Origin of the sequence: Citrobacter sp. RHBSTW-00887 (assembly GCF_013728095.1) — a bacterium.
Taxonomy (GTDB): Bacteria; Pseudomonadota; Gammaproteobacteria; order Enterobacterales; family Enterobacteriaceae; genus Citrobacter; species Citrobacter braakii.
The window spans coordinates 220439-241095 of sequence record NZ_CP056268.1 but is presented as its reverse complement, the minus strand read 5'-3'; the positions used below and the strand labels follow the sequence as shown (position 1 = coordinate 241095).

25 protein-coding genes are annotated in these 20657 nt (G+C 45.0%); all 25 read right to left on the bottom strand.

The genetic code is table 11. From position 1 onward, the window contains the following. Positions 1-463: 463 nt before the first annotated feature. Entirely contained in the window at positions 464-1636 is a 1173-nt protein-coding gene (locus tag HV314_RS26770) for a hypothetical protein (protein WP_048213837.1), read from the bottom strand. A gap of 168 nt (positions 1637-1804) precedes the next feature. Continuing rightward, positions 1805-2509 (bottom strand): hypothetical protein, encoded by a 705-nt coding sequence (locus HV314_RS26765; RefSeq protein WP_007372263.1) that lies wholly within the window; start codon positions 2507-2509, stop codon positions 1805-1807. A 62-nt stretch (positions 2510-2571) separates the two neighbouring features. Beyond that, complete coding sequence (locus HV314_RS26760) at positions 2572-2955, bottom strand: hypothetical protein (RefSeq protein ID WP_007372262.1); 384 nt, start codon at positions 2953-2955, stop codon at positions 2572-2574. A gap of 13 nt (positions 2956-2968) precedes the next feature. Next, positions 2969-3241, bottom strand: coding sequence for a hypothetical protein (locus HV314_RS26755; protein ID WP_016241565.1), 273 nt, complete (start codon positions 3239-3241; stop codon positions 2969-2971). A 15-nt stretch (positions 3242-3256) separates the two neighbouring features. Next, positions 3257-3508: a hypothetical protein gene (locus HV314_RS26750; RefSeq protein WP_007372261.1), complete on the bottom strand. Its 252-nt coding sequence runs from the start codon at positions 3506-3508 to the stop codon at positions 3257-3259. 121 nt (positions 3509-3629) lie between these two features. Further along, on the bottom strand, positions 3630-4046 hold the full coding sequence (locus tag HV314_RS26745; RefSeq protein ID WP_016241566.1) for a hypothetical protein: 417 nt from the start codon (positions 4044-4046) through the stop codon (positions 3630-3632). Positions 4047-4058: 12 nt separating this feature from the next. Beyond that, a complete protein-coding gene (locus tag HV314_RS26740; protein ID WP_007372259.1) occupies positions 4059-4622 on the bottom strand; it encodes a hypothetical protein in 564 nt (187 codons plus the stop codon). 251 nt (positions 4623-4873) lie between these two features. Next, positions 4874-5842 carry an IS5-like element IS903B family transposase gene (locus HV314_RS26735; protein WP_000654812.1) on the bottom strand — a complete coding sequence of 323 codons (969 nt, stop codon included), beginning with the start codon at positions 5840-5842 and terminating at the stop codon, positions 4874-4876. 1 nt (position 5843) lies between these two features. Beyond that, positions 5844-6836, bottom strand: coding sequence for a conjugal transfer protein TraG N-terminal domain-containing protein (locus HV314_RS26730; RefSeq protein ID WP_326928860.1), 993 nt, complete (start codon positions 6834-6836; stop codon positions 5844-5846). Positions 6837-6850: 14 nt separating this feature from the next. Then, positions 6851-8293: a conjugal transfer protein TraH gene (locus HV314_RS26725; protein ID WP_009653894.1), complete on the bottom strand. Its 1443-nt coding sequence runs from the start codon at positions 8291-8293 to the stop codon at positions 6851-6853. Next, a complete protein-coding gene (traF, locus tag HV314_RS26720) occupies positions 8290-9390 on the bottom strand; it encodes a conjugal transfer protein TraF (RefSeq protein ID WP_007372246.1) in 1101 nt (366 codons plus the stop codon). The genes HV314_RS26725 and traF overlap by 4 nt, the downstream gene beginning before the upstream one ends. Then, positions 9368-9706, bottom strand: coding sequence for a hypothetical protein (locus HV314_RS26715; RefSeq protein ID WP_024196083.1), 339 nt, complete (start codon positions 9704-9706; stop codon positions 9368-9370). The genes traF and HV314_RS26715 overlap by 23 nt, the downstream gene beginning before the upstream one ends. A 216-nt stretch (positions 9707-9922) precedes the next feature. Then, positions 9923-10444 (bottom strand): hypothetical protein, encoded by a 522-nt coding sequence (locus tag HV314_RS26710; protein WP_007372245.1) that lies wholly within the window; start codon positions 10442-10444, stop codon positions 9923-9925. 21 nt (positions 10445-10465) lie between these two features. Further along, positions 10466-10855: a hypothetical protein gene (locus HV314_RS26705; RefSeq protein ID WP_016241575.1), complete on the bottom strand. Its 390-nt coding sequence runs from the start codon at positions 10853-10855 to the stop codon at positions 10466-10468. Between the two features lie 24 nt (positions 10856-10879). Further along, positions 10880-11140 carry a hypothetical protein gene (locus tag HV314_RS26700; RefSeq protein ID WP_016241576.1) on the bottom strand — a complete coding sequence of 87 codons (261 nt, stop codon included), beginning with the start codon at positions 11138-11140 and terminating at the stop codon, positions 10880-10882. A gap of 27 nt (positions 11141-11167) precedes the next feature. Beyond that, positions 11168-11389 (bottom strand): hypothetical protein, encoded by a 222-nt coding sequence (locus HV314_RS26695; protein ID WP_007372244.1) that lies wholly within the window; start codon positions 11387-11389, stop codon positions 11168-11170. A gap of 33 nt (positions 11390-11422) precedes the next feature. Next, complete coding sequence (locus HV314_RS26690) at positions 11423-11650, bottom strand: hypothetical protein (protein WP_016241577.1); 228 nt, start codon at positions 11648-11650, stop codon at positions 11423-11425. A gap of 10 nt (positions 11651-11660) precedes the next feature. Continuing rightward, the gene (locus tag HV314_RS26685; protein ID WP_016241578.1) at positions 11661-11969 is read right to left on the bottom strand and encodes a hypothetical protein; all 309 of its coding nucleotides are present in this window, start codon (positions 11967-11969) and stop codon (positions 11661-11663) included. Positions 11970-12024: 55 nt separating this feature from the next. After that, a complete protein-coding gene (locus HV314_RS26680; RefSeq protein ID WP_016241579.1) occupies positions 12025-12525 on the bottom strand; it encodes a hypothetical protein in 501 nt (166 codons plus the stop codon). A gap of 63 nt (positions 12526-12588) precedes the next feature. Next, positions 12589-14502, bottom strand: coding sequence for a VWA domain-containing protein (locus HV314_RS26675; RefSeq protein ID WP_048242086.1), 1914 nt, complete (start codon positions 14500-14502; stop codon positions 12589-12591). 64 nt (positions 14503-14566) lie between these two features. Then, positions 14567-15922, bottom strand: coding sequence for a DUF3150 domain-containing protein (locus tag HV314_RS26670; RefSeq protein WP_016241580.1), 1356 nt, complete (start codon positions 15920-15922; stop codon positions 14567-14569). Positions 15923-15981: 59 nt separating this feature from the next. Further along, positions 15982-17061 carry an AAA family ATPase gene (locus HV314_RS26665; protein WP_007372241.1) on the bottom strand — a complete coding sequence of 360 codons (1080 nt, stop codon included), beginning with the start codon at positions 17059-17061 and terminating at the stop codon, positions 15982-15984. A gap of 59 nt (positions 17062-17120) precedes the next feature. Next, the gene (locus tag HV314_RS26660) at positions 17121-17498 is read right to left on the bottom strand and encodes a hypothetical protein (protein ID WP_007372240.1); all 378 of its coding nucleotides are present in this window, start codon (positions 17496-17498) and stop codon (positions 17121-17123) included. A 371-nt stretch (positions 17499-17869) separates the two neighbouring features. Beyond that, on the bottom strand, positions 17870-18979 hold the full coding sequence (locus HV314_RS26655) for a lambda-exonuclease family protein (protein WP_007372239.1): 1110 nt from the start codon (positions 18977-18979) through the stop codon (positions 17870-17872). Between the two features lie 57 nt (positions 18980-19036). Further along, positions 19037-20593, bottom strand: a complete 1557-nt coding sequence (locus HV314_RS26650) for a recombinase RecT (protein WP_007372238.1) — start codon at positions 20591-20593, stop codon at positions 19037-19039. Positions 20594-20657 lie beyond the last annotated feature (64 nt).

Below are 20657 nucleotides of genomic sequence, written 5' to 3'. Positions count from 1 at the left end.
CACCGGGGTAGCGGAGTCCGCCATTCTCGGCAGCGCCAGCTGATCAGATTACATAGACTCAGATTTAAAGTTACGCGTTCGCATATAACCTCCTTAGTGTGGGCCGGTTCACTGGATTGTGAATTGTCAGTAACGCTAAATTTGTAGACTTCAGGTCTACAGCCTGGCTTATATAGGCAGGCGCGGCAGTTTTTTAAGAGTTTGAACGTAACGAGAGCATTTACATAAATCCTCCTTTCTGTAGCTGACCAGATTTAACGTCTTTGTCTATTCAGTGAACCATACCCTATTCATGTGACGAAGGTTTCTGAGTGTAAAAATACGTAATAAGCAACGCTATTATCGCTAATTCTAAAAATAGGGCGAATTAAAATACCGGCAAAACGCGGACGTTTATACCGGTATTATTTCTGAGCTGCTGGTGCAATATCGCGAGGTAAGCTGTAGTCAGCGCGGCAGGTACTTAACGGCTAGGCTTGCTGGTGGTTAAGGCCTCATCCTGCGCCAGCAACGTGATCACATCCCCGGCAATCTCCGGGCGGATACCAGGCGATTTATGCGCGGCATGGGCCGCGACAGCCAGCGGTCTCCAGTTGAGTGATGCTGCAATACGTCTGATCTCTTCAATAACCCGGAATGTATCGCTCTCCAGCGCCAGACCCGCACGGGCGGTATCGAAAGATACGCGCTGCGCCGAAGTGAGCGGCGAGTGCTTCTTCAGTTCTGCGGTGATGATACGCTGCGCTTCAGCACCGATTGACGCGCCACCTTCGACGACCCCGGTTAAACCGACGAGCTTACCTCCATCACTGCGGCTATTATCGTCTTTAACCCTGGGTGGCGGGGCCAGGGCGGTCAGATCCACGTCCTGCTGTAAGAGCTCCAGCAGGTCAGCCAGCATATCGGGTTTAATCACACCTTTTAAACCCGCTGCGCGTTTCGCTAGGCTGACAGGAGAACGGCCCAGGCGGGCGGACATCGCAATAAGGCAATTAGCCAGAACAAAGAGGTCATCAACCCCAATCAGTGGCGCACACTCTTGCCTGAACGTCTGATCATCCCGGAATGCAGGAGCTGGTGGGGCCGGTTTAGGCGTTTTGGCCTTTGCCTGCGGCTTGTCATAACCACGTAGGGCTTTTTCTGCACTGTCTGAAACCTTACGGATGCTTTGCGTCAGATCATCACCACCTGCCAGGCCTGCGGTCAACTGAAGCATATAATCGAGCCTGCCGAGCATGTCAGGGGAAGCAAGCCCGGTCGCTATCTTCTGGCTGATGTCGTTAAGGTTGCTGAGTATACCACCGGCGATTTTAGACGGAGGAGTAACAACCGCCTGGACATTATGGCTGGTATGAATTTCCCGCGACACCAGGGTGAGGACTTTGCGCCAGTCAGGTTGTACACCAGCATCAAGCGTCTCAAGGTGGCTTATTGCATTTCTCAGGCTATCCCATCTGGATAGCTGTAGAGGGTCACCGTTCTGCTTTCCTGATTTCAGCCACTGAACGAGGTAGACGAAGTCAGATGTAGCTGAGGCCACCAGCCCGGCAATAACGCGCTCTCTTGCTTGAGGCGTTGTAGGGTTAGATCTTCGCACCGGCAGACGGTCATTTTTATGTGCCGTTGGTCTTTTCATTTCGAATATCTCAACTTGGTTCCATCAACGATAACTCCGCGCCCGGGAGCCAGACAGCATGAAACAATGTATTTACCATGTTTGATAAAAGCGCAACCGGCAGCGCCGTCAAAAAAATGCTATATGACAGCGCTGGTTAGAGCAGAAAGATTCAGGGAGGTTTTACATCTACTCTCGATCATCTGTGAGGAAGAGATGCAGTTGAGTCACAAAGGCATCGAGATAAGGGGTATTTCTGGCATTGTCTGCAAAGTTCATTTTGGCATTGGTGTCGTCGTATACATGCATCCAGCCGCTGTTTCTGGCAATACGACGTACATCAGTATTTGCCGGGTAGAGTTTCCCAATAGCTTCACGCAGACCTTCAATTTCTGAGATCAACTGCCGGGCATTCGCAGCAGGCTCAGGAGCCGATGGGACGAGAACCCGGAATTCAGCGGTTTCCGGCTGCATCTTAATCACTTCAATGACTTTGTCCCGGGCAACGGAATTCCATTCAGTAGTCATGCCGTTGTACTGGTTTCGGATGCGGAACTGGTAAACCGGCTGCTGTTCGTTAACAAGCAACCAGGCATCGGCAAGTGCAAGATAGAACGAGACAGGCCGGTTTATCATCTGGTGTTCCTGAAGGGCTTTTTTATAGCTATGGACATCTTCAGGAAGGACATCAGTGATACTGGAGGTGAATTTTAGCGGATCCAGTGGACAGACCGGGCCGATAACCCTAAGCACAGCAACAGGATTATTACCATCATCAGTAAACCAGAAGTCATTTTCTGGGCCGATATTGAGCCTTACATCTGCGGTCTGATTCTCTGCGAGAACGGCCTGCACCCGACGACCGTTCTGCCACCAGCGTGGTGTACCTTGCATACATACCTCGTACAGGAAATTAGCCCGAAGCCCACCTGCTGGTGGGCGGTCGGAACACAAGTCTACTGAAGGTACTGCTCTGCCTGAGCAATACGAGAAAGAGTACCGGCATTCGGTTCAATCATCTGGATACGTCGGCTGTCCTCCAGTAAACCGGCAATAAGGTGCTTGTCGGTATATGGGGCATCGTCATCCCCGAGCATACGGCGGATAGCAGATAAATCGCCGGATGGAACCGGGTATACCGACTCAATAAAGAGCTGGTCACCGTGAGGATTCTCCCACTCATATGGGGTTTGGGCGGAAGCAGCAAAACCCGAATCATTCAGACGTGCGAAATCTTCAAGCGCCTGGAGGCGGGCCGCAGATTCATCGGTAGCGTAGATTAGGATCATTCGCGCCGTCTCAGGCGATGAGCAGAACAGCAAAATGAGAAATGGCAGCATGTTATAGACTCCTTCAGTTTGCGACTTGTTGAGCTGGCGGTGTGGCTACGCTAGTGAGTTGCTTAAGGCGAATGTTCAGCTCATGAATTACATCATCGCGTTTGCGCCAGCTGGTGGATGGTAGAGCCAGGAGCGCTTCAGCTTCGGACACGGAGAGACCGGCCAGGTGAGCTTTCGATGAAATCTCTGCGTTATATAATTGCTTCAGCACAATCAATGAGTGCTGGGAGGATGCAGCCATCATCATGAAATGGCGAAGCACCGCACAATAGATTTGAGTAGACATATTAAGCCGCCTCGTTCAATGCGTGAGGTAATGATTAATGGCATGTTCAACATAGCCAACAGATTTACCCACCAGGTGTGCAAGCTGCTGCACATGATGATGGTGAACTTCACGGCACGGGCCAAATGAAGTGGTGTAGCGATACCAGAGGCTGCGGCCTACAGAAAAAAGTTCTTTCTCTGTCTGCGGGCGAACTGGATAACAAACAGGACGTGCAGATGTAGTGCGACGAACGTTATTTCGTACTTGATGAATTGCAGTATTCATAAATCACCCCGCGTATGTTTTTCGTTTTGTTTACTAACTTCAGTTAAACACACGCTGGGTGGCTGACGAATAGAAAATCCATAAATAAATGAGCTAAAGATTTAAGCTCTTTATGAAAGAATTATTCTGGGGTTGGAAACCAGATAATGTCCGAAATAGGCTTATTGCCCGTCAGTAAAGCGAGGCTGGAATGCAGTTCTTTAACGACCTGCTTATTATCCTGCGTTTGCTCAAGTGCGGTTATAGCCTTTAGCAGGGTATTTGCCACAGATGCTTTAGCATATGCCTGCGGTGAGCCGATTAGCACCTGACGCATTAGCTCCGCATTGTTAGAAGCCAAATAGCCTTGCTCCTCGGAAATTCTTTCTGCATCGGGTGCTGAAATAACCAATGCGGCAAGTTCGTGATCGTTTGCATAGTTGATAACATCAGATAGCATTTCGAGAGCTGTGGTATCTGTCATGATAAAGCCGTCAGCTACCCACTGAGGAGCAACATCGAAGCGAACTACCCAGGAATAAGGTTTAACGTTTGACATACAGAGACCTCATTAAAGAGAGATATAAGCGTCGGGATTTTCTTCAACAGAAAGAAACTCAATATCTTCGAGATGCATTCCTGCATTACGAATGCCTACCTCGGATAACCACGACAGTATTGTTTCATGATCCGGTTCACCAGAAAAATCAACAAAGGCTGGAAGAGCCCAGTCGGGTGTATAGCCAGCGCTATACATTACAGTGGCAGTAAAGCGCCCAATGTGGGGAATTTTGAAAAGGATGGATGCCTGCTCAGGGGTATTAATTACCATGCCGTGATGATAGACGACATCCCAGTTTACCCCATGCTCCCCTGTATTTCCTCGATAGAGATGGTGGCGGTCAACGGCCCAAAGGACACCTTCGCTATCCAACCAGCAGAAATAATTATTATCTGGGGATAACGTGATCCCAAGGTTCATTAACTCCGCCACCAGCAAGCAAGGGTTAATATCAGTTACAGTTTTAATAATCGTCAGCCCCATCTCGGTTCCGGTAGTAACTGTCAGTACCTTGGAGGCACTGATCCAGAATTGATAACCTGCTTCTTTAGCCTTCGCGATTAAATTAAACATTGTTGCTTCCCATTGAATGGCAGTTAGGTCAATAACAACATGAGGCTGGTGGGTGACAAACAGGGAATCTGACGATATTTCAAGAAAGAATTTAGCGATGAGAAATGCAGGGGGAACAATATGGTCTGTACTTGCCAGCGCTTCGCTCGGCCAACCCCTCGACAGCCCGAAAACAAGTTTCGGTCTGCCTCACGGGGCTTTGTTGAATAAATCAGATTTCGGGTAAGTCTCCCCCGTAGCGGGTTGTGTTTTCAGGCAATACGCACGCTTTCAGGCATACCTGCTTTCGTCATTTTGTTCAGCGCTCGTACCAGGGCCATAGCCTCTGCAACCTGACCATCGTAGTCACGCAGTGTCAGTGAACCCCCGAACAGCTGTTTTACCCGGTACATCGCCGTTTCCGCTATCGAGCGACGGTTGTAATCTGTTGTCCATTTCCACCGCGCATTACTCCCGGTCATTCGCTGATTAGCCACTGCACGGTTACGGTCTGCATATTCACCGGGCCAGTAACCCGCACCTTTTCGGGGAGGGATAAGCGCGCTGATTTTCTTACGCCGCAGTTCATCGTGACATAGCCGGGTATCGTAAGCGCCATCGGCGGCGGCTGACCTGATTTTCCGGTGGGTTTGCCGGATTAACCCGGGGAAGGCCTCTGAGTCCGTAACGTTGTTCAGCGACAGGTCAGCGCAGATGATTTCATGTGTTTTACTGTCAACGGCGAGATGCAGCTTACGCCAGATACGGCGGCGTTCCTGGCCATGCTTTTTGACTTTCCACTCGCCTTCACCGAAGACCTTCAGCCCGGTGGAATCAATTACCAGGTGTGCGATTTCACCCCGGGTGGGCGTTTTGAAACTGACATTAACCGACTTTGCCCGCCTGCTGACACAGCTGTAATCCGGGCAGCGTAGCGGAACGTTCATCAGAGAAAAAATGGAATCAATAAAGCCCTGCGCAGCGCGCAGGGTCAGCCTGAATACGCGTTTAATGACCAGCACAGTCGTGATGGCAAGGTCAGAATAGCGCTGAGGTCTGCCTCGTGAAGAAGGTGTTGCTGACTCATACCAGGCCTGAATAGCTTCATCATCCAGCCAGAAAGTTATGGAGCCACGGTTGATGAGGGCTTTATTGTAGGTGGGCCAGTTGGTGATTTTGAACTTTTGCTTTGCCACGGAACGGTCTGCGTTGTCGGGAAGATACGTGATCTGATCCTTCAACTCAGCAAAAGTTCGATTTATTCAACAAAGCCGCAGCAGTACCACGAAATGAGCTTTCGAGTCCGTACATTGGCAGTTCCCTGAAATGAGGGTACATGACCAACATCAATTGGAAATCACGAATATCAGTGCCACTTATGTTGAAGAAATTCAGTACTTCCTGGGCTTTTCCTGAACCTGAGCATGGCGCACCACCGCAAGTGCGCCCGGATGCGGTATAAGAGCTGGCAAAAGCTGAGTCCAGGCTAGAAGCGTTCTGGGTAGCGAGTCCTTTAAGTTTCGTGTACGCGTCAGAACAGGTATAAAGTGAGCCCCCATTTGAAGATTCTTCAGTACTGGTAGACCAGCCGCTACGTACATTGTCGTAAATAACAACCCGCTGGAAGGAATCGTTCGAGGCTAGCCCTGATACACCTTGATTAGAGCGATACATTGAAGCAAAGGTTTTAGCCCCACGAATAATATCGTTGCCTACGCAGTTCTTCACATAGTTTGAAACGCTTGCGTCCAGATCACCGTAAGCACCAGTTTGACCCGTCCAGCGCATTGGCGTTTTCAATGTGTCGTATAAAGTGGCCAGAGTGAAAAGGGGATCCAGAGACCCATACTCAGTCATGCTTGGGACAGAAAATGCCTGCTCCATCTTCTCGGTAGTTGCATACCCAACAGTAGACAGTACAGATGCGGCAACGGCTAATCCCGCTGGTACATTATCAACAGCACGAAACTTACCCGTTGTAACATCTTCAATGTTGGTGCGCATCGATACACTGAAAAACAGGTAATACATCACGACGGCCACACACATATGAGAAAGGGATAATGATTTCCCGGCTGATATAGCAGCAGCAAGCACGACACAAATTACACCAATGAGTGCTGAAATCCTAAACAAGGATCCGTAAGTGCCATCATTCAATAACATGGCAACGGAATTGAATATATTATAAATAAATTCAATGTTGCCAACAGTATATACGTTCCATTCACTCATATTAAGTTACCTTGTTAGAGCGAGCCATCAAGAGAACCTTCAGATTCATAATGAACCTGCGGAAGCGTTGTCATATAGTTGCTGAATGATTCAGGTATACGGGCCTCGCCACCATAACGGGATATCATGGCGTTATAGGAGACATACAGATTTTGCCTTGCCTTTTCGATTAGCTCTCCAGCATCCTTATAATAAACTGACGCCGATTTATCATTTTCCTGCTGGAGCCGTGCGCCGGTCGCAGCAGCCGTAAGCATTTCGCTGAGGTAGTTATAAGCAGCTGAATAGGCTATGACAGGAGATAGTTCACGTATATAGGAATAAGATGCGGCTAAATCATGACGTGCAATTTGAGTCGCTTTACTGGTAGCACCAGCTACGTTGTAGTAGTTTGCTTGCCGTAATTTAGCATCCCCAGGGTTTGAACCAGTTCTGGCCGAGCTCAAATATCCGTTATCGATAAAGAAGAGTGTGATATTGGCAGCGAGACCTTTAATTATTTTGGTCTGTTTTTTGGGATTCTCACAAGTACTAGTCTGACCTGAACAAGACCAGAAATCGAAACTATCATCACCATTTATAAAAGAATCCAGGACATTTGAAGTTGCGAGTGGAGCAATCCTAACCACACTCTTTTTAGCTGACCCATCTTTATCTGTACCCAACTGGCTACCGACGATGATGGTGCCGGTCATAGACATAATAAGTTCTTTTTGCTCATCTTCGGAGCCGATGAATTGATTACTAAAGCTACCATTCTGGAGCAAACACCACACAATGTTACCGTAATCGTCACATGCCTTTCTTTTCCCTGCCTCTTGTTTTTGTACGTCGGGTGCTTTACCACCACCCATATTGCCCCACATGGCTTTAAATTGGTCTGAGAGGCCATCAGAGGACAGCTGAGAAGATACAGCAGCCTTTGCACTGTCACCAAATGCAGAGGCAGTGTCGACTAACAACCCCTTCGCTAACTGACACGAATTTGCGGTCAGATCGTTCATCTGCTGGATGATTGCCTGCATTTTCGAAATAGCATTATCCAGAACGGCATCCATAGCGTTCAGGGCCAACTGGAAAGCTAGACCGGCAGCATTAGAAGCAATATTACGTAGCATCTGGACGAACTGATCAGCGTTGATGAACGAGAATGACCCGCCGAAAAGGTCTATCCCTCCACATCCTCCCGACGCAGAAGGGAGACTAATACTAATAGGTGTCAATGTACGGAGCTTATTACGTAGAACAAATCCGCCACCGGTATATCCATCACGTGTAACGCTCTGATAATCACCGGGAGCTGTAACATTCGACATAGAGCCGAACATACTGTCTAGCTGAGTACTAATGCTGGTGGCCTCGCATTGAAAAGCTGTCAACCCGGAGAGGCAGATAGAAATTGCAAGAATGTTTCTACGGAATACATTCTTTATATTATAGTTGCGCGAAATCTTCATTTTTCCCCCGGGTTATTAGCATTTGGGTTAGGTGTCGAACCGTAGCCAGCTTTAGCTTGTATATATTTGATAAACTCATCAGGTTGTTGAGTTAGGTCTTTAGGCATGTCATTCAGAATGTTTGAGTCGATATAGCCGGTATCGTTATATGGCAAGGTGCTCTTATATTGCTGGTCAGAAATGATCCCTGCATCGTGGGCAATAAGGACTGTTCTTGAAATTAACTGGTCTGCACTGATAGGCCCAAATGAGACAATGCGTGTTGTAGATGGCGGGATTGCCAGAGCTATCGCAGGTGCGTTTGATATTTGGAGCTTTGATGCCTGGCCAGAATCAGGCCTCCAGTCCGGGTAAATATTCCCTGGAAGAGGTTTACCATCAAGTGAAATTGGGATGACCTTCATGTCTGTCATGAAACTAAACGTATTCATAACAGAAGCTTGCTTTACGCATATGGAGCAGTTTTCCCCACGGAAGAAGAAAAACAATCCTGCTTTTGTCGCTACGTCTTTTATGACCGTTCTCGAATTGTTTTCAGCTTCATTCGATTGATCCATTGCCCCAAATGTTGAGGTTGAGCGGCGGCTATTCTCATCTATGAGGGGGTCGGTAGAAGTAACCAACCTAGCCATATCAGTAAAGCGGCTGGCTTTATCCAGCATAATGCGTTGGGCCAGAAAATATGCCCTAACGTTTTCTTGGGTAGGATTGTCGATGGCCTGGTTGCGTAGTTTCTGAATGTTTTCATTAAACCAGGCTACGGTGAACGGAGCCGGGCCGGGCTTTTCAGTTGCGGCAGGTTCTGGAGTCGACTCCATAGGTGTTTGAGCAACCTGTTTAGGCGTTTCTTGAGGCGGTAAAGTCGGCGGAGGAGGTAACTTCACTGGCTTTTTCTTCACTGGCTCAGGTGGCGATTTACGCCAGAACCAACCTTCCTCTTTTCCATTCAGAAATGCCTGACCACCAGCGAGGTCGTCACTGGTGGTCTGAGGGGATTGAGACGTTGGGGTGTTACCCTCATCCGCAAGAACTGAGGTAGAAAAAGCAAATCCCACTAGCAGGGGAATAATGATTTTAGTTAAAAATTGATATTTCATCGGAATTACCCTCGGAAATTATTCTTGCGATAGACTCCGTCCAGAAAAAGCTATTTTTTCCACTAAAGACCCTTGCACTTTCAAGTTGGCGAGTTAATGCATAATGCCTATATCTGACCTGTCCTATACGTTTGGCTACACTATCCGACTTAACACCAATTTCGGAGCAAGCCTCATCGAGAGTCATGCGTGTTCCATATTTACGCAACAGCTCATCAGTAACTATGTTCTTAGGGTCGTCGTTAACTAATACCGCAGGGATTTTGTGTGCTGGCATAAGCATTGCCCTGTTATGAGAACATTTAAGTGTCTTCATAAAACTCCCTTATCAGAAATACGGACGGCATTACGATTAGTTTGCCATATGGGTTAAAATAACAAGTTCAAAAATGGCAACGTTTTGACTGTAAAAATCAAAAGTAATTTTCATGTGCATCCGTTTTGTTTACATGATTTGAAATCAGCAAATACAAAAAAACCCAGTCCGAAGACTGGGTTTTTCTGTGTTAGCTAATTAAAAGAATTAGATGCTTTAAAGACCAAAGTTATCTTTAAAATGGCCTTGGTTCTTCCAGGATGAATTCTCCATCACACAGCATTCAAATACTGTATTCAGGCCGTCATCTGGAAATTTAAGGGCATCGTTGCCTATACGAATGATGTTACCGATGAGTTCACGGGCTAACTGAGAATTACGCAAGAAACGCGTAAAGAACTCATTGCTGATATGTTTGCCCAGGTTATAAGCAAATTCAAGCAACGTTGCATCGTTAGCAGTCAGCACCGCACCAGATTCAGATGCGTAATAAAAAACATTCTCTTGGCAACCGAGGTTTTTCATTGCGCGGAGAAACAACATTTCTCCTTCCATATCCATAAGGCGAAAAATTATATCAATATCAGATTCATCGTTTACGACAGCACCGACAGCATCATAAAGTACGGCAGCGGGAGCTTGTTCAAACTCATCACGTTCGTAATTCATCAACATACGGTTTTGTGCGTTATTAAAGCTATCAATATGATCTGATTTAGCAGTAGTTGAAGTATACATGAGTGACTCCTTAGAAATTTTCTACCAGACAGTTTGTTCTTTCATGAAGTCAGCCTCATTCGCTATAAAGCGTTTTGCTTCATTCATCGCCGCATCGAAATGTTTATTACCCAACTTACGTCCTAGATCAGTTATCTGTTCAACAAGAAGAGCACATTCAGGGTGAGTAAATCGTCCACCACCTTGGCAGTAAGTTAAACGAGTAACCAGCATTAATGCCTTCGACTCATTTTGTGTTACATGAAAGATGGTTTTCTGAGTTCCTATCCCTCGTTCGTTCAGAATATTAATGGTATCCATATCGGCGAGTAGTAACCTTAAGTCCTGCAAATCTCTATCGATTGAATGAGGTCGCAATGACATATCGCCAGACACAAAACCATAGATATCCTCGGTTTCAGAATGAAACATATATACCTCGATAAATTAAATGAATTAGAAGATACCCGGCTTACACCGCAATAGAGCATTAAATATCTGCTCACGAGCCTCAGAAGGATTTACTTGTTTTGCAATTCCTTCAATCCACTCATCAACCGGCAATCGGGTAAAATGATGGTCTGTATTGCGAATCCTGATTGCAATGACAGCCCAGTGAGCGAGAGCATACTGAATATAATGCTTATCGCCTTGTGCAACTTCACCGCGTATTCTGGCGGTGCGGTTGTTATACTCTATCAACGCGCAGCCACTCATACAGACTCCAGTTATTAATCTATATAGTTAAAAGACAATTCCATCATCAATCGCCGTCAGGCTTTCGATCTTTGAAATGTCGATGAAGTTAAATCGTCGTACATTGTTTGCAGTAATAATCCGACCGTCATTAAGCTGAATGATCTCACTTTCTTTATCAGAACGTGATGGCCATGAAGCGATAACAGAGTCTTCAGTAATTACATAATGCCGACTATTTGATATAAACAAAATGCATGGGATATCCATTAAATGAGACTCCAGACATTCAGTCTTTAAAGATTAAAATTCTGTAGTACCAATCCATACATCATTAATATATGCATCGGCCCCAAACTCAACACCACAAGGCTGTACTTTATCCAGGGTTTCGAACGTCCATCCTTCTTCAGGAGGCCATTGGAAAAGCAATGGCGCTCCATCCAAATATTTTATGGCGAGAACCCCATGACGAAGAGGTGCGAGGATATCTGTTTCACCGGGTCTCACTTTAACCCAATAATGAATCATGATGTCACCTTTATTGATTTACCCGAGGAATGAATTGGGTTTGGGTGGTTATATCAGACATGAGTTCATAAATCTTGTATGGCCACCAATTTGAATCCATATCACGGAAGAAATGAACCTCAGTGATATCGGGACACATCGGATGCCATAGGTTAAAAACCATAAGTTCAGATGCCTCAACCTCAATGAACTGATTGATTGAGGTTTTCCTGAACTCATTCGTGGAAATAAACCCTATTAGATCCTCCAATTGATTAAGCAATAAACCCGCTTGTAGCAGTTCAGAGGAACTATCGAAGTCATGTTTTAAAATATTCATGTTAGTCTCCAGCGTGGCACGAAAAAAACGCTGACCGAAGTCAGCGTTTGTATTATTACAGAGGTTTATTCTTAAGCGGCTTCGCAGCCTCTTTAGGATAAGTGTGATAAAACGCTTTTCTGTATTTTTCGTATCCAATACGTTGGGATGCAACATGTTCCATATTAGTGGGAGCAGTAAAGTGATGACACGCAATCAGTCTTGCTTGTTTTGCCAATTCACTTGACCACTCGTGCAGGATTTCCATCCGGGTTTCGAATGGATCAAGACCCGCTATTTTGCAGCAACTCGTAAATGAACATAAGTCTTCCTGATTTTCTTCCGAACAAATCCAGAGGATTTCATCCACACGCTGCTCACCAGTACTACGGTATGCAGTCATGATATATATACTATCCCGAATTATTTCGTAAGCCATCTTTGATGAAAAACGAAGTTCATAATTATGTTCTGAATCGGCTGATATCAGATCATATTCACTTTCAGTGGCATCGAAAATACTCATGAATGAGAGTTGATTTTCGTGAACCACTTTAGATTTTGCGGTTGCAGACATAATGATCACCTTTAAAATAAATTAAATTAATTTAGAAAGCTAAAACGGAAATTAAAATACAGATTAAGACATGAGAGCTTTACGGGTTACTTCAAAGAGTTTGCTACGTAAGGCAGAAACAGAACCGACAGAAACACCGGTATCACCAAAAAGACTTTTCATCATGCGGTCACTGGCATCACCGAAACCGATGCCAATAACGATGATGTCATCATCTTTAGCGCTTTGTATCATCGCTCGCGCAGAAGCCATATCATCAGGCTGGCCATCAGTTGCTATAACCAATACATGGCGATCCGCTTTAGCTGACGTCAGGTCTGCAAGTGCAGGCCATAACGATTCGCAAAGAGGAGTACAGCCTTGCGTACCAATACCAAACTGATGAGTTCCTATAGCTGTCCGTAAAGTTTGCTCCCGTCCTTTTAACAGACCTACGCTATTATGTGCGGCGTGTGGGAAATGGTATGCCGAGGTAGTTACCCCCTGAATACCATCGAGCGCATACAACATTGATACAACAGCGGCTTCAGCCTCTTTAACCGACCGGCTCATTGACCCGCTAGAGTCCAGCAGGATAGTAAAAGCAGAACTGACATCTACTGCCTTGGACTTATGTTTAAAAAGACGCGTATTGCCCAGCATGGCACTGGTAACCAGTCGAGAATCAAGCTTACGACCAGTTTCACGATGTGTTCTTCTCACCGCTCTTACACCCTGTAACAACCCATGAAGTGATTGGCGTAACCCGGTAGCCATCTGCACCCCTAAACTTACGGATGCATTACCGGTATCGTGCCGCTTCGCAGGTGCTACTGAATATGGAGTAGGTGAAACGATACGTTGATGCGGGGGTACTTTGTCTTTGATTAACTGATTGAGCTTATCTGAAGTGTTCTGTCCAGTACGGCCAAGGTCATTCGATGTGGTTCCTTCGAAAGGGTCTTTACCGCCCTGGGACATGTTAACGACAGAAGCTTCACCCGAAGCATTTGAGCCCGGTTGGGAAGCTCCGGCTTTGTTGTCACCAGAGTCGGAAGCAGGAGTATTACGATTAGCTGACGTTGACGATGAGTTATCGTTTTCATCATCGCTATCGTTTTGCCCATGTTCTTTATCTGGTGCGCCACCGGTATTACCATCAGGATCTGAAGAAGGCCCATTCTGACCGGCTGACGATGACGGCGAGCCGCCATTACCGCCTGAACTTACAGTCTGGACATCCCCATTTTTGTCAGAACTGTCGGATGACTGGCCCGGCTCTGACGAACTGTCATCGCCTTTGCTGTCACCATAATCAGCGCCCTGATTATCATCCTGCGGAGGTTCTTCTTGCTCATTAGTTTCGTTAAATGCATCTACTGCGAGGTCATATAACCGACATGCAACTTCAAACACCTTTTTAATCGAGGTTGCTTGTACTGCTTCAGCCATAACCGTCATAGCTTTGTCGTACAGCTCCAGCCCGAAGATGCGTTCAAAGTCTTCACGCACTTGCTTTGTTGGGATAGTTAAACCGTTGAAGCGGTTCAAACCACAAGTAAGCAGGGTATCCAGAAATACCGATGAAGCTTTATCACAGGATTCCGCTTCTTCACTGAACAAAAAATGATTCAGTGAATTGAGATACTTCAATGTACCTGGATAGCGACAACTCATCGCACGTTCAATGCGCAAATCTTCGCAAAGATTGACCAGGTGTCTAAGTACCTCAACGTTGTATTTATCCGACTCCATATGCTCTTGAATGAATATCTTAAGATCACCAAAATCAGTGAAACGGATATGTGCTGCTTCATGTACGGCATACCCTAATAACGGATTTGCCAACATTTCAGCGTCCTTGAAGAATGGAAGGTTAATAAGAAAACCAGCACCAGTCTCCGTAGCATATGCTTCATTGCCGCCAACAGAAACATTAAGACCAATCTGAGAGCTTAATGCACGTGCGACAATAGGAAGGGAATTATAAATACCCATATATACCTCACAATAAATTTAAATAGATTAATTAGAAAAAAGGCCCGGAGTGGGCCTTTTATTTTTAAAACACCATTATTGTTTCGTCATCATCGAGTGAAGACGAAATTACAATTTCAGGCTCTTTTCCATCAATGACTTTTTCAGAATCCAAACCCGAAATAAGAGCTGAGTCTGGCAGAGAGCGGGGTACAATCGAATCACCGCCCAAAAATGAATCATCATCGACTATAACCGCACTAAACGCCGGTATTACAGCGTCATTAACAATTCCATGCTCCTGGGTATCGGACAAGTCGTTAACGTCAGTATCAGCCGACGTATTAACCGGTTCGATTGCCAAAGACGTATCAGCTGAACCATTGATTTCTACCAGAACAGATGGGGCTTCAGCGAGTGAATCAACGCTTTGCAATCCGATCGGATCTTCTACTACCACAGCAGATGCAAACGCATCTGTATGCGGAGGAGGAAGCGTTTCTACCTGAACCTGAGTTGCCGAAATGGCCGCTAAAGTCATGGCATCATCATCTCCAATAAGGTTCATTGAAAGTGATGGGTCAATCGCATCGTTACCATCTGTAGTACTGGCTGATGACAGCAGTTCTACAAACTGTTTTGCATGAATTGGGTCGCGTAGGTTATTGAGGAGAGAGAGAATGTCGTTATAAGGTTTGCCCGTCACTTTGCCGGTTAGCGGAATGTCTTTCATTACCTGATTAACATAGTCGCTAAGAGACTGGACGCTTGGTGCGATGAAAGCTAGGGAAGCGAGTTTATCGCCGCAGCGGCGTAAAGGATTTAGTGTGTGCTGAGAAAACGCATCGGGGTTCCTGTTTTTAAGGAAACCTTCAACAACATCAGCCACATCCTCATAAACTTCATCCGCTAAACTTTTAACTTGCCCAGTTAAACCATCCTGAATGACACTGTTACCATAAGGTGTGATATGAATCGCAGTAAAGCCAAATTGTATCTGGCTATCCATATAAGACAAATCGATCGCAGCATCACGCAAAAGTATAGAGCGATACTTTTCTTCAAAAGAATTAATCCAGCTATTAAAATCAGCTTTCATAAATTCCTTTTTGTAATCGTAAAACTCGCCCTTAAGTACATTCAGTTTACCAATTAAATCATTAACCTTGTCGGCTGGAATTGCATAGCCTCCCATAAATTTAATACCCGCTTCAAGACATAAAGCGTGAGCTGAATTCTTCTTGCGGGTAAATGGATTGATGAGTTGTGGGTCAATGATTTTCTTGCTACCTAATGAAACAAGTACATCAGGTGGCAAATCAGCACTGTTACCAAGATCTTCTCTTTTCAGCTTACGACGACCACTAATACTGGTGATATCAGAAAGAGAAACGAGAATAAGTTGTTCCAGAACCTGAGTGGCATTGGATTTGATAGTCATGACATACCTCATTAATTTAAAATTGATTTAAAAAGAATTAAAAAACCCCAAGCGGGGTTTTATTTAAGTGCTTCAGAACCGAATACAGCTTCAACGATGAGATGCAAAGATTTTTTATCATCTGCTGATGCACGATTACCAATCTGATAATCGAAAGCTGTTAATAATGCACGTGGCATCTTTGCAGCTTTCATCATTGAGTAGCGGTCAAGCCAGGCCACCAGCGAACGAGTTGAACACGTTACTGATAAACGAGTGTCGGGAAGAACACCGTCCGGGAGTTTTGCACTGTTAGTATTGACACTAGTGTCAATTTCACCGGTGATATTCTTGCCTACAAAAAGACCGCGAATCATATTCGCAACGTCAACAAATTTCTCCGCGACTTTGGTGTCGGGGATATATTTGGTAATCAATTTAGTCTCGGTTTCTTTTGGCATATAGTCAGCAGTGATAAACATATAGCGGTCAAGGTTGGCCACATTTAATGTTTTCACACCGCCATAAACGCCAGTAAAATCGCCCTGACCAATTGAGTTAGCCGTTGCAACAAATCTGAAGTTCGGGTGCTGTTTAATTACCTCGTTGGTTTCAGGAATAACTAAATTCCCTCCTTCGAGGATGGCGTTAAAGGCATTGGCACAGGATGGGTCTAATTGATCGTACTCATCGAGTAGGAAAATCAGTCCATACTTGTACGCCAGCGTCAGTGGGCCATGAACAAAAACAGTCTTGGTATCACCGGTCAGTTCATTACACTGAAGCCGGAGACCGCCAATGAGATTGTTAATATCCAGGTCTTGTGAAGCTGTAGTTTTCATGACAGGCCAGTTAAGTCTTGCTGCTACTTGTTCGACAACACTGGTTTTGCCACAACCTGTTGGGCCAGAGATCCACAGAGACTGATTTTGTGGATAGTTAATCCACATCAGTACAGATGAACGCAAATACGCTTCAAAAACATAGTCGTCATTCTGTTTAGGCACGAATGCACTAAATGGATTGGCTGAGTCAAATCCCTGGAACGGTTTAACTTTATCCATCTGATGATCTGGAACAACAATACCAAATACAGAAGGGTGGACAGGTGTAGAGCGCGCCATGATTTCAACAGACAGGTTTGCGAAATTAGTAGTCATGATATACCTCATTAAATTAGATAGATTTAAAAATTAAAAATTAATTAAGAAGAATGATGTTATGCAGCAATATCAGCACGTACTAAATCGACATGCTTATAATTGCGGCTAACACTGCCACTGTTATCAACACTGGTAACCTTTGGTGCATACGTTACATAAGAAACGATGCCTCTGGCTCTCAATGCAGAGACCAGAACAGGCATAAAATAGGTTTTGGCATAAACAAGTACACCATCAGCCTTATATTTATTACAGAGTGATGTAGCGATTTCAGCAAATTCTTTAGCTTTATCGGTCATAACATCTTCTGAAGGACAGGTATTAAAGGTCAACAGTTCACGTAATGCGTGTGATACTTGCTGATCGACATCAATAACGCCCATTTCCCGTTGTTCTGGGGATGCAAGATATGCAGTCATATTTACAAGAAACATGATCAGACTCCTCATTTAAAAAGATTAGTGAATTAGATGAATTAGGCCTTGCATGAAGGCTGAAGTTAGGTACTAGTTTCAGTTTGGGAGTGACTGAGGCACTTGTTGTTGTCTACGTGACAACAAAACACCTTTTTCGACGGACAAAAAAGCCTGCCGCTTATGAGAGCCGCAGGCTATCGAATTTGTTTAGGCGAAAGAAATCCTTGTGAATACCAGGAGGTATTCAGGAGTGGCTTGAGCGCCGAATTTAGAAGGTGTTTAAAGGCAGTTGCCTGAAGTTAAGCGGACTAAGCCGCTATTTAAAGATAATAAAGGATGTGTAATTGGTCAAGCAAAAAAAAAGCCCAGTTTTAAACTGGGCTCAATAATTAAAAAACAACGTATTGTTGGGCTGAGTCTGTCTCTTCTGCACCAGGAGATACCAGTACGGAAGTGTCATCCAAAGGAATGTAGACAGTATCAGTCAGAGTTGATTTATATTCATAGGTACTTAACGAATTTCGTACCGATGACTGACCGTAACATTCTGGATGATGTTTGGGGTCAATAGATAATTTATCGCAGATTCGTTTGTAGCTCGGTTTTTCCGGTACGCGAGACTGAAGAAAACGAAAGCCAAAGCCATCGATTCTAACCAGCTCGTTATAGGAAAAGCCAATAGAAGCACCTAGACCCTGGATCAATAAATTGACCGCGTTCTGGTATTCTTCGAACTGCTTTTTCTTTAAAGCCAACTCTTTCTCCATCTGCTGCAATGTTCCAACTTGTCTGGCTATGTCTACCACACGAGCTTCGAGGTCGTCTGGAAGCTTAAAGCCTTGTGTCTGAGACATGATTTCAGGGTCAGAGATAAGCAAAATATCTTTTTCCTTATCAAACGGTAGAGCTGTTTTTGTCTGAACCTTATTCCAGAAGTATTCGCAGGCAACCTGGACTCGATAAAACGCTTTCTTCGAAGGCATAATTTTAAAGACCTTGGTCTGGTCAGTGGCCGACCAAAACACAAGATACGCCTGGGGTGCGCCTGTTGTCAGCAGCTGGTGCTGAACTTGCCAGTAGTAATAACGGAATTCTGGCGATTTGGTTTCAAGCTGAAGAATAGAAAGATGTTTGCTCTCGCAAAGATTCTTTATCTCAAGGATTGAACCATCGTCGAACTGCCCATCCAGCGAAGCAATCATGTAAGGATACTTTTTGTTCCTTACACAGAAAGGCAGGGCGATTTGTCCAATCTCTTTTTCGCAGTAACTTCTGGCAAGTGCTTCAAGCTTTTTACCAGCATCAACCTGTTTAATGACAGAAAGGTCTTCTGCCTTAATCAGGCCAGCGTATTGCAAATAGAGTTCGTAGGGCGTTTTAGTTGCACCAGCCTCCTCTAACAGAATAGGGGAGCATGTTGCTGTCACACCAGTTTTACGCCATTCGAGCCATTCCTTTGAGCCCTGCACAACATCAACGACTTCATAAATGTCAGACATAATGATCACCTTAAGATAAATTTAGAAAGTTAAACCGGCAGTTTCCTGCCGGATAAGTTAAGCGGCCAGAAGATCTTCAATAAGACCTTCTACCATTTCTTTTAGAGGGGGAAATGTCACATTGTTGAGAGCGGCATTGAGCCTCACAAAATCAGATGTATTAACAGCCTCAAGATATAACTTGTGTATTTCCATTGATTCGGCTTGGACTTCACCGACCCATTTGGCCGCGTCGGTTTTAAACTCACCCTTACCCATTTTTTCGATGAAGTTAAGTACTTGAGTAAAATCGAAGCTACCTACTGCGTTAGTTAAATGATTTTTGAGAAGTGACCGACGGGATTTTTCTAAAGATAAGCGAGCGAATGCCAGCTCACTTTCATTCAGATCGAAACTGCTTTTTGCATCGTTTAAAATAGTTTCGTATCCAAGCGTCTTTTCTGCCCGGCTTACTAACTTTTTAATTCTGCGTTCAGCCCATTTTCTGACCCCGGGATGCTCAGACATTTCTTCATTGGACTGCCCATTGGTTTCTCCGGGTGGAGGGAGAATATCATCAGCCGAACCATTTACGTCAGCTGGAGGTGTATTTCCCTCAGCCGTATCGTAAACATCGGTTGGTGTATTGCTCTTGATGTCCTGCTGCTCGGTTGAATCAGGTTCTTCAGGGAGCTTATTAAACTCACCTTCAATAACTTTATCATCAGACTTTGCAGTTCGGATTGTAGTATCCGTATTACCAGCCGTCCTGGCTTCTTGTCTAACCTCCATTTCAGCTTCAGCAGCTGCGACGGGTATTGTTGCTGTACGGAAACCTTCACCACCAGCAGTGTTCAGATATTCAATCATTGAACTCAGGCGAGTACGGTTACCAGGAATTAAGTGTATGGTCTGCTTAATAGCTGACTTGAGCACCATCTTCCAAGGGAACTGAGTCCACGGTGAATACTGCCGTTTCTCCACTTTTGCCCAAGATTCGGATTTCGCCCGAGATTGAGCTAAATCCTGAAGGTCAATGAAAAATACCAGATGACGTCCATCCTTCATTAAATAGTCGACATAAGCCCCCCTGAACATGCCTCGATCTCCTAAAGCACCCTGATCGGTGTTTGTGAGAACGAGTCCCCCTTTATAAGCAAAGGGGTCAAATTCGTGGTCTGGGCTGGAACGACGACCATTGGTTTTAAATGAGTCCTTTTCAAAAACTAATTCAGCCACAATGTCTTCGCATAAACCTTCATCGGTGGCCATCCTGCTGAGCCCAATATAGGACACGTCAAGAATGACACGACCATCGCGTGGAACCAGGTAAGCCTGCTTCTGCGCCGGGTCAAGAGTAAGGCCGCTACTTGCAAGCTGAAGGAATGCTGTTTCGAAGGACTTTGGATTATTAACTGCTATGTCAGCCAAGTAGTTATTATTGTTGACAATATGTTTTGCAAAAACGCATTCACGTTCGAATGAGATGTGAGGTGAACTGGAACCTGCGGATGCAAACATCTTTTCGAGCGACAACATATGTCGAGCAATGCTGTCTATCTTAACGACAATATCGGTGTTCCCTTTATTGTTGTTTGAGAATGAACCAGAACTACGTGATTTATTTGAGTACATATATACCTCATTAAATTAAATGAATTATAAGATTAAAAAAGAAGAAGGTTGCTGAGGAATCAGC